This window comes from Streptomyces torulosus, from assembly GCF_001419765.1.
In the GTDB taxonomy this organism is placed as follows: Bacteria; Actinomycetota; Actinomycetes; order Streptomycetales; family Streptomycetaceae; genus Streptomyces; species Streptomyces torulosus.
The window spans coordinates 1-8,781 of record NZ_LIRK01000422.1; the positions used below are offsets into that span (position 1 = coordinate 1).

Annotated in this window: 7 protein-coding genes; 6 read left to right on the forward strand and 1 reads right to left on the reverse strand. The window is 70.0% G+C overall.

All coding sequences use genetic code 11. The features are described from left to right. The 3 genes from AOK23_RS27430 to AOK23_RS48995 form a co-directional block, all read left to right on the forward strand. The coding region (locus AOK23_RS27430) for a flavoprotein (RefSeq protein WP_338056526.1) at positions 1 to 665 on the forward strand (665 nt) is incomplete at its 5' end. A gap of 136 nt (positions 666 to 801) precedes the next feature. Beyond that, a complete protein-coding gene (gene lanKC, locus AOK23_RS27435; protein WP_055715297.1) occupies positions 802 to 3,390 on the forward strand; it encodes a class III lanthionine synthetase LanKC in 2,589 nt (862 codons plus the stop codon). 69 nt (positions 3,391 to 3,459) lie between these two features. Further along, on the forward strand, positions 3,460 to 3,555 hold the full coding sequence (locus tag AOK23_RS48995) for a class III lanthipeptide (protein ID WP_206187772.1): 96 nt from the start codon (positions 3,460 to 3,462) through the stop codon (positions 3,553 to 3,555). Positions 3,556 to 3,904: 349 nt separating this feature from the next. Here AOK23_RS48995 and AOK23_RS27440 read toward each other — a convergent pair whose 3' ends face one another. Then, entirely contained in the window at positions 3,905 to 4,960 is a 1,056-nt protein-coding gene (locus tag AOK23_RS27440) for a LacI family DNA-binding transcriptional regulator (protein ID WP_055715302.1), read from the reverse strand. Positions 4,961 to 5,400: 440 nt separating this feature from the next. Between AOK23_RS27440 and AOK23_RS27445 the strand changes: the two genes are divergently transcribed. Genes AOK23_RS27445 through AOK23_RS27455 form a run of 3 tightly spaced genes read left to right on the forward strand, consistent with a single transcriptional unit; the run spans position 5,401 to position 8,703 of the window. Continuing rightward, on the forward strand, positions 5,401 to 6,765 hold the full coding sequence (locus AOK23_RS27445) for an ABC transporter substrate-binding protein (RefSeq protein WP_055715298.1): 1,365 nt from the start codon (positions 5,401 to 5,403) through the stop codon (positions 6,763 to 6,765). Between the two features lie 5 nt (positions 6,766 to 6,770). After that, positions 6,771 to 7,775, forward strand: coding sequence for a carbohydrate ABC transporter permease (locus AOK23_RS27450; RefSeq protein WP_055715299.1), 1,005 nt, complete (start codon positions 6,771 to 6,773; stop codon positions 7,773 to 7,775). 10 nt (positions 7,776 to 7,785) lie between these two features. Continuing rightward, entirely contained in the window at positions 7,786 to 8,703 is a 918-nt protein-coding gene (locus AOK23_RS27455; protein ID WP_055715300.1) for a carbohydrate ABC transporter permease, read from the forward strand. The last annotated feature ends 78 nt before the right edge of the window (positions 8,704 to 8,781 follow it).

An 8,781-nucleotide genomic window follows, 5' to 3' on the forward strand; every position in this document is an offset into this window, starting at 1 on the left:
ATCAACAGCAGTCTGCGGCCGCGCCACCGAAGGCGGCACCGCCCCCGTTCACCGGCCGCAGACTGCTGTTGATCGCCTCCGGGGCCGTCAACGCCGTCCATCTGCCGTACTGGCTGACCTGGATGCGCAGCAAGTACCCGGACACGGCGGTGCAGGTCGTCGCCACGCGCAGCGCACAGCGCTTCGTGACGCTCCAGGCGCTGTCGGCGCTCACCGGCCGGCAGGCGATCGGCGACACCTGGACCGACGACCCGCTCCCCACGGCCCTGCACGTCGAACTCGCCGAGTGGGCCGACTCGGTGGCCGTCTACCCGGCCTCGCTGCACTACATGGCGCGTGCGGCGCTCGGCCTGGGCGACAGCCCGAGCCTGCTGGCGCTGCACGGCACCGCCGCGCCGATCGTCCTGGCCCCGTCCCTGCCGCCACGGGTGGAGGACAACCCCGCCTACGTCCGGCATCTGAAGGCGCTCGCGGAGCGCCCCAACCTGTCGGTGGCACCGACGCGGCCCGGCGTCAGCATGACCACGGGCCGGCGCGACGGCCGGACCGCGCCCCCGCTCCCGGACGTCCTCGCCGAGCTGGAGCGGCTGCGCAACGCCCTGCCGAAAAACCTCGCCGAAGAAATCGAAGAAATCTCTGAATCAGATATTGACTCCCTCCGATAAAGCAGGCGAAGATATAACCAGGAAAGCCCGGAACGGAAATACAGAAAGTCCGGGAATTCCATTTCGGTAATCCCTTCGCCCCACCCCTCGCTCCACCCTCCCCGCAGCCCACGCCATCGGAAGGACCGGAAGAGTCATGGCCGTCGGAGATCCGCAGATCTACTGCTACGCGGACCCGCTCTTCTTCGAGACGCCCGACCACTGGGACCGCGGATTCGCCCCGTTCACCGTCGCGACCCGGCCGGTCCCGGCCGGCTGGACCCGCACCGAGCGGGCCGGCTGGACCCACCTCGTGCCGCCCGTCAGGAACCTGCCGGAGCAGGGCTGGAAGATCCATGTCTCGGCCGGCCCCGAGGACACCGACCGCGCCCTGGAGATCGTCTGGGACCACTGCGTCGGCGAGAACGTGCAGTTCAAGTACCTGAGCACCCGCGAGGTCCACCTCGCGCACAACACGAAGTACGCGCCGCGCTCCGGCAGCGGCAAGCTGGTCACGATCTACCCCCGCGACGACGAGCAGCTCCTCACCCTCCTGGAGGACCTGACGAAGCGGCTCGACGGGATCACCGGCCCCCGCGTCCTCAGCGACCTCCAGTGGCCGGACAGCCCGCTCCACCTGCGGTACGGGGCGTTCGTCGAACGGTTCTGCACCGAACCGAACGGCGCCGTGGTGCCCGCCCTGGCGCGGCCCGACGGCACACTCGTGCCGGACCAGCGCCGGCCGGTGTTCACCCTGCCCGACTGGGCCCCGGTCCCGCCCTTCGTCCAGGAGGTCCTGGACCGGCGCACCACCGGCCCGGAATTCCCGTACCGAATTCAGCGCGCCATGCATTTCTCCAACGCGGGCGGCGTCTATCTCGCGGAACGGAAAAGCGACGGAAAGGTGTGCGTCCTCAAGGAGGCACGACCGCACGCGGGGCTCGACATGAAGTCCCATGACGCGGTGACCCGATTACGCAGGGAGAAATGGGCCCTGGACCGGCTGGCCGGCACGGAGGGCGCACCCGGCGTCCTCGACTACTTCACGATGGACGGCCACGAATTCCTGGCCATGGAACACGTGGACGCGTCGAACCTCTGGGTGTGGATGGCCCGCATCCACCCGATGATCGTCTCGGAGAACTCCTCCCCCGAGGACTACCGGGCGTACACCGAGCGGGTCCTGGCCGTCCTGGACCGGATCGAGCGGATCCTGGCCGGCTTCCACGCCCGCGGTGTGGGCTTCGGTGATCTGCACTACGGCAACGTCCTGGTCCGCCCGGACGACTCGGTCGCCCTGATCGACTACGAGGCGGCGTTCGACACCGCCGACACCGGCCACCGGCCGGCCGTGGCCACGATGGGTTTCTCCGCCGAGACCGGCCTCCGGGGCGTCGACCTCGACCACTACTGTCTGGCCTCCCTCAAGGCCGCGATGTTCCTCCCCTACGAGAAGCTGCGGGCGCTCGATCCCGCGAAGACCGCGGAGCAACTGGACTTCATCGCCGAGCGGTTCCCCCTGCCCGAGGGCTATCTGGACCCGGTGCGGCGGATGCTGCTGCCGTCCGGCCCGGCGGGGGCGGCGTCGGCGGGGACACAGCTCCCCCCGGTGCGGGAGGCGGCTGCCTCGATGGCCTCGGCGATCGTGTCCTGCGCCGACCTCTCCCACCGGAACCGGCTGTTCCCCGGCGACTGCGAGCAGTTCGTCACCTCGGGCGCCACGTTCGCCAACGGCGCCGCGGGTGTCCTGTGGGCCCTGTCGGTGTGCGGGCTCCCCGTACCCGACGCCCACCAGGAGTGGCTGGTCGAGGCCGCCGACCGGCCGGGCCCCCGCCAGGGCTTCTACAACGGGACGCACGGCCTGGCCTACGCGCTGGACCACCTCGGCCACACCGGGGCGGCCGCCCGGCTCGTCGACCGCACCCGCGACGCGGCCCGCGCCGCACGGGGCATCGGCCTGTACGACGGACTGACCGGCATCGGCCTCACCCACCTGCACCTCGCGGAGCGCTGGCAGACCGTCGACTTCGACGAGGACATCGCCCACGTCGCCGACACGCTCGCCGAGGCGCTGCGGACGAATCGCCCGGTCACCGGCGGCCGGACCGCGCAGGACCCTCCGCCCGTCCGGGCGGGGCTGATGCGCGGCTGGTCGGGAGTGGCACTGTTCTTCCTCCGGCTGTACGAGGTGTCCGGGGACCCCGGCCATCTCGACCTGGCCGTGGCCGCCGTCCACCGCGATCTCGACCGCTGCACGACCACCCCGAACGGCTCGCTCCAGGTGGAGGAGGCCGGCGTACGCACCCTGTGTTACCTGGATGTGGGAAGCGCCGGGATCGCCCTGGTGGCGGACGAGGTGCTGACCCTGCGGGACGACGACCGGCTGCGGGAGGCGCTTCCCGCGCTGCTGACCGCCTGCACCCCCGAGTTCGTGGTGATGCCGCAGCTGTTCATGGGCCGCTCGGGGCTCGTCGCGGCCCTGGAGAGGGCCGGCCGCCGCGACCCGGCGCTGGCGCGGCCCGCGGTGGTCGCCCGGCATCTGGACCGGCTCGGCTGGTACGCGCTCTCCCACCAGGGGCACATGGCCTTCCCCGGTGACCTCCTGCTGAAGCTGTCCATGGACCTCGCCACCGGCACGGCGGGCGTCCTGCTCACCACCTCAGCGGTGATGGGCGACCAGGGGCGCTTCCTGCCCTTCTTCACCGACCGTCCGTCGGCACCGGCGGACCCCACAAGCTCCCGCTGATCCCCGATCAGCGGGTCCGGACACCACCCGGTGTCCGGTGCACCACCCCGAGAAACCGATCAGGTAAGGATGAGTGACATGGACCAGATTCTCGACCTGCAGGGCCTGGAGACCGCTGGTGACGAGGCGGAGCTCCCCACCAGCTCCGCCAGCACCAACTGCTGACACCCGACGAACCTTCACGGTCCGTCCGTCCCCCGTCCCCACAACCATCGAAAGGAGGTGCGACATGGACCAGATCCTCGACATGCAGGGCCTGGAGACCGCCGGTGACGAGGCGGAGCTCCCGACCAGCTCGGCCAGCACCAGCTGCTGAGTCCCGTGACCACGGGAGGGCCGGGTGTGAGGCGTCGATACCGCCTCACACCCGGCTCCACCAGTATGTGCCCCGGCGGCACGAGGCTGTAGCCCCGTGCACGCCCGGGGTACCCCGGAACGCCACGCCCCATCCCCGGGGCGTTTTTCTGTCGGGCGGGCGGCACCACGTGCGAAACACGCTCCGGGCCGGACGCGCTCAGGACGACGCCCGCGCCACCAGCTCCGTGGGCAGGACCACCTGGCGGCGTTCCAGGCCCCGCGAGATCGCCGGACGGCGGTCGGCGATCTCGTCGAGGAGCAGGTCGATCATGGCGCGGCCCATCTCCTCGATCGGCTGCCGGACGCTGGTGAGGGGCGGGTCCATGTGGCGGGCGATGGCGGAGTCGTCGTAGCCCACCATGGCGACGTCGTCGGGCAGCCGGCGTCCGGCCTCGCGGAGGACCTGACGGGCACCGGCCGCCATCACGTCGGACTCGGCGAAGACCGCGTCGAGGTCGGGGCAGCGCTCCAGCAGCTCCCACATCGCCCGGCGGCCGCCCTCCTCCGTGAAGTCACCGGGGACGATCATCCGCTCGTCCACCTCGCGCCCCGCGTCCTCCAGGGCGTCGCGGTAGCCCTCGATCCGGCGCTGGGCGCCGTAGACGTCGAGGCGGCCGGTGATCGTGGCTATCCGGGAACGGCCGCGTTCGATCAGGTGCTCCACCGCCGAGCGGCCGCCACCGTAGTTGTCGGAGTCGACCGAGGGCAGCGTCTCGTGCTCGGAGCGGGGACCGCTGATCACGGCCGGGATCTCCAGCTGCGACAGCAGGTCCGGCAGCGGGTCGTCGGCGTGCACGGAGACCAGCAGGACCCCGTCGACCCGGTGGGCGGCGAGGTACTGGGCCAGTCTCCGGCGCTCCCGGTCGCTGCCCGCGAAGATCAGCAGGAGCTGCATCTCCGTGTCGGAGAGCTGGGCGCCCACGCCCTTGAGGATGTCGGAGAAGTACGGCTCGGAGAAGAAACGGGTCTCCGGCTCGGGCACGACCATCGCGATCGCGTCGGTGCGGTTCGCGGCCAGGGCGCGGGCCGCCGTGTTCGGGACGTAGCCCAGCTCCGCGACGGCCGCCTCGACCGCCGCCCGGGTCGCCTCGCTGACCCGTGGCGACCCGTTGATCACCCGGGACACCGTGCCGCGGCCGACACCGGCCCGTGCGGCGACCTCTTCCAGGGTCGGCCGCCGGCCGCTTCGGCCCCGTGCTCCGTGGCCTGCCACCATGGTCGCCTCCCGTTCACACCGCGCTGGCGTGGAATCTAACAGTCCCGCTCCCCGGGCGACGTCCGGCGACCCCTGTTCCGGACGCCGGGACCCGGTCCCGGACCGGCGCGGACGCCGCCGCCGACCTGTTCGTCTCCTCGGTCCCGCCGACCTCTGAAGTCCCCCCGGTCGCGCCGGCGGTCGGTTCGGGGCATGCTCGGCCTTCGGTCCCGGGGTTAGTTAACAGCCCGATAACCGAAGACATCTCTCCGCGCCGACTCCCTTGACACCCCCGCACGAACCGACGACTCTTCAACACATCACTTGTGGGAGCGCTCCCACAGTACCTGGCACTTACACATCCCGCACGTTCCCCGCCCGAGCCGCAGCAGTGAAAAGACGGGCCCAACAACGCAGTTGGCCGGGGGGTCGGCACGTCAGGGCATCAGGAGGACGCAATGCGAGCACGTACCCTCCCCCACTCTCGGCTGCGGTCGGGCGGGGGCACCCGAATCGCCCGCACTACGCGCAAGACGGTGGTCATCGCGGCCGTCGCCGCGCTGGGCGCCGGGCTGCTCGCCGGCTGTGCCGACGACGGCAAGGACGAGGACGACACGTCGTCGGGTAGTGGTGGCGGCGGCAAGACCAAGATCACCCTGGGGCTGTTCGGCACCGCGGGCTTCGAGGAGTCCGGCCTGTACAAGGAGTACGAGAAGCTCCACCCGGACATCGACATCCAGCAGACCGTCGTGGAGCGGAACGAGAACTACTACCCCGCTCTCCTCAACCACCTGACCACGGGCAGCGGCCTGCAGGACATCCAGATGGTCGAGGTCGGCAACATCGCCGAAATCGTCGGCACCCAGTCGGACAAGCTGCTCGACCTGTCGAAGTACGGCAAGAAGGACGACTACCTGCCCTGGAAGTGGCAGCAGGGCACCACCTCCGGCGGCCAGACCGTCGCCCTCGGCACCGACGTCGGCCCGATGGCCATCTGCTACCGCAAGGACCTCTTCGAGAAGGCCGGACTGCCCACCGACCGCGCGGAGGTCGGCAAGCTGTGGGCGGGCAGCTGGGACAAGCTCGTCGAGACCGGCAACAAGTACAAGGCGAAGGCGCCCAAGGGCACCACGTTCCTGGACTCCCCCGGCGGTCTGCTGCAGGCGATCCTCAGCAGCGAGAAGGACCGGTTCTACGACTCCTCCGGTGAGGTCATCTACAAGACGAACCCGGCCGTCAAGGCCGCCTTCGACCTCACGGCCAAGGCAGCGAAGGACGGGCTGGTCGGCAACCAGACGCAGTTCCAGCCCGCCTGGGACACCACGATCGCCAACAGCAAGTTCGCCGCGATGTCCTGCCCGCCGTGGATGCTCGGCTACATCAAGGGCAAGTCGAAGCCCGAGGCGGCCGGCAAGTGGGAGATCGCCCAGGCCCCGAAGTCCGGCAACTGGGGCGGCTCCTTCCTGTCCGTGCCGAAGAACGGCAAGAACGCCGAGGAGGCCGCGAAGCTGGCCGCCTGGTTGACGGCTCCCGAGCAGCAGGCGAAGCTCTTCGCCGTACAGGGCAGCTTCCCCAGCACCCCGGCCGCCTACGACTCGGCCGCGGTCAAGGACGCGAAGAACGACATGACCGGTGACGCGCCGATCGGCACGATCTTCGCCGAGGCCGCCAAGAACATCCCCGTGCAGACGATCGGCCCGAAGGACCAGATCATCCAGCAGGGTCTGACCGACAACGGCGTGATCCTCGTGGCCCAGGGCAAGTCGGCCGCGGAGGCGTGGAAGAACGCCGTCAAGACCATCGACAACGCACTGGACAAGTGACCGGTATGCCCACACGGCACGACGCCGCCGCGCCCCCCGTCAAGGGGGGCGCGGCCCCGGCCCGCCCGCCCGCCGAGTCCGCGACCGAGGAGCGTCGCCGGGCCCGGCTGTCCCGCCGCTGGCAACGGGACGTGCGCTGGAGCCCGTACGCCTTCGTCTCGCCCTTCTTCCTGCTGTTCGTCGCGTTCGGCCTGTTCCCGCTGCTCTACACCGGCTGGGCCTCGCTGCACGCGGTGGAGCTGACCGCCCCCACCGACATGAGCTGGGTGGGGCTGCGCAACTTCACCCGCATCTTCGACGACGAGTTCTTCTGGAACGCGGCGAAGAACACCCTGATCATCGGGGTCATCTCGACCGTCCCGCAGCTGATGATGGCGCTGGGCATCGCGCACATCCTCAACTACAAGCTCCGCGCCTCGACCTTCTACCGGGTCGTGATGCTCGCCCCGTACGCCACGTCGATCGCCGCCGCCACCCTGGTGTTCGTGCTGCTCTTCGGCCGTGACTACGGAATGATCAACTGGTTCCTGGGGCTGTTCGGCGTCGACCAGATCGACTGGCAGAACGGCACCTGGTACTCGAAGATCGCCGTGTCGACCATCGTCATCTGGCGCTGGACCGGCTACAACGCGCTGATCTACCTGGCCGCGATGCAGGCGATCCCGCAGGACCTGTACGAGTCGGCGGCCCTCGACGGCGCGAGCCGCTGGAAGCAGTTCCTCCATGTGACGCTGCCGTCGCTGCGCCCGACCATCCTGTTCACCTGCGTCGTCTCGACCATCGGTGCCTCGCAGCTCTTCGCCGAGCCCCTGCTGTTCGACGCCAACAAGGGCGCGTCCGGGGGATCCCAGCACCAGTTCCAGACGCTCGGCCTCTACCTGTACGAGCAGGGCTGGGTGAACCAGCACCTGGGCCGTGCCTCCGCCATCGCCTGGACGATGTTCCTGATCCTCATCGTGGTCGGAATCATCAACTACGTCATCTCGCGCCGGCTGCGCGCCAGTAGTTAGGAGACCGGCCGTGACGACGACAATCACCAAGCCCCCGGCCGACGCGGCGCCCGAGCCGCCCCGGAACGGCGGGCGCAGGCGCGGGCCGAAGGCCGCGCGGGCGGGCGGCCAGCACCACGCCGGGCCCGTCGCCTACATCATCCTCATCGGGTTCACCCTGATCTCGCTGTTCCCGCTGTTCTGGACGGCGGTCGCCGCCTCCCGTGACAACGCGCGACTGGCGGAGACCCCGCCGCCGTTCTGGTTCGGCGCGAACCTCTTCGACAAGATCGAAGTGGCCTGGAAGGACGCCAACCTCGGCGAGGCGTTCCTCAACACCACGATCGTGGCGGGCGTCTCCTCGCTGACCATCGTCTTCCTGTCGACGATCGCCGGGTTCGCCTTCGCCAAGCTGAAGTTCAGGGGCCGTGGCGCGCTGATGCTGATCGTGATCGGCACGATGATGGTGCCGCCGCAGCTCCAGGTGATCCCGCTGTACATGATGGTCGCCAAGCTCGACTGGACGGACCAGCTCCAGGCGGTCATCCTGCCGTCGCTGGTCAGCGCGTTCGGTGTGTTCTTCATGCGGCAGTACCTGCTCCAGGCGCTGCCCGACGAGATCATCGAGGCGGCCCGCGTCGACGGCGCGAGCAGCTGGCGGGTGGTCTGGCACGTGGTCTTCCCCGCCGCGCGGCCCGCGATGGCCGTGCTGGGCATGCTGATGTTCGTCCAGACCTGGAACGACTTCCTCTGGCCGTTCCTCGTCCTGACCCAGCTGGGCAACCCGACCGTGCAGGTCGCGGTCGCCGGTCTGGGCCGGGGCTACACCCCCGACCAGGCCCTGATCATGGCGGGCGCGCTGCTCAGCACACTGCCGCTGCTGCTGGTCTTCGCGGTCTTCGGCAAGCAGATCGTCGGCGGCATCATGCAGGGCGCGGTGAAGGGCTGACCCCCGCGCCGTCCGTTTCGCACCCCTGGGGGCCGGGCCACCGCCGCCCCGGCCCCTTCCTCCCTCTGTTCTCTTCCC

Bases quoted from the DNA above. Each gene is read 5' to 3' on its own strand.
- lanKC (WP_055715297.1), top strand. From the start codon at position 802: ATGGCCGTCGGAGATCCGCAGATCTACTGCTACGCGGACCCGCTCTTC.
- AOK23_RS48995 (WP_206187772.1), top strand. From the start codon at position 3,460: ATGAGTGACATGGACCAGATTCTCGACCTGCAGGGCCTGGAGACCGCT.
- AOK23_RS27445 (WP_055715298.1), top strand. From the start codon at position 5,401: ATGCGAGCACGTACCCTCCCCCACTCTCGGCTGCGGTCGGGCGGGGGC.
- AOK23_RS27450 (WP_055715299.1), top strand. From the start codon at position 6,771: ATGCCCACACGGCACGACGCCGCCGCGCCCCCCGTCAAGGGGGGCGCG.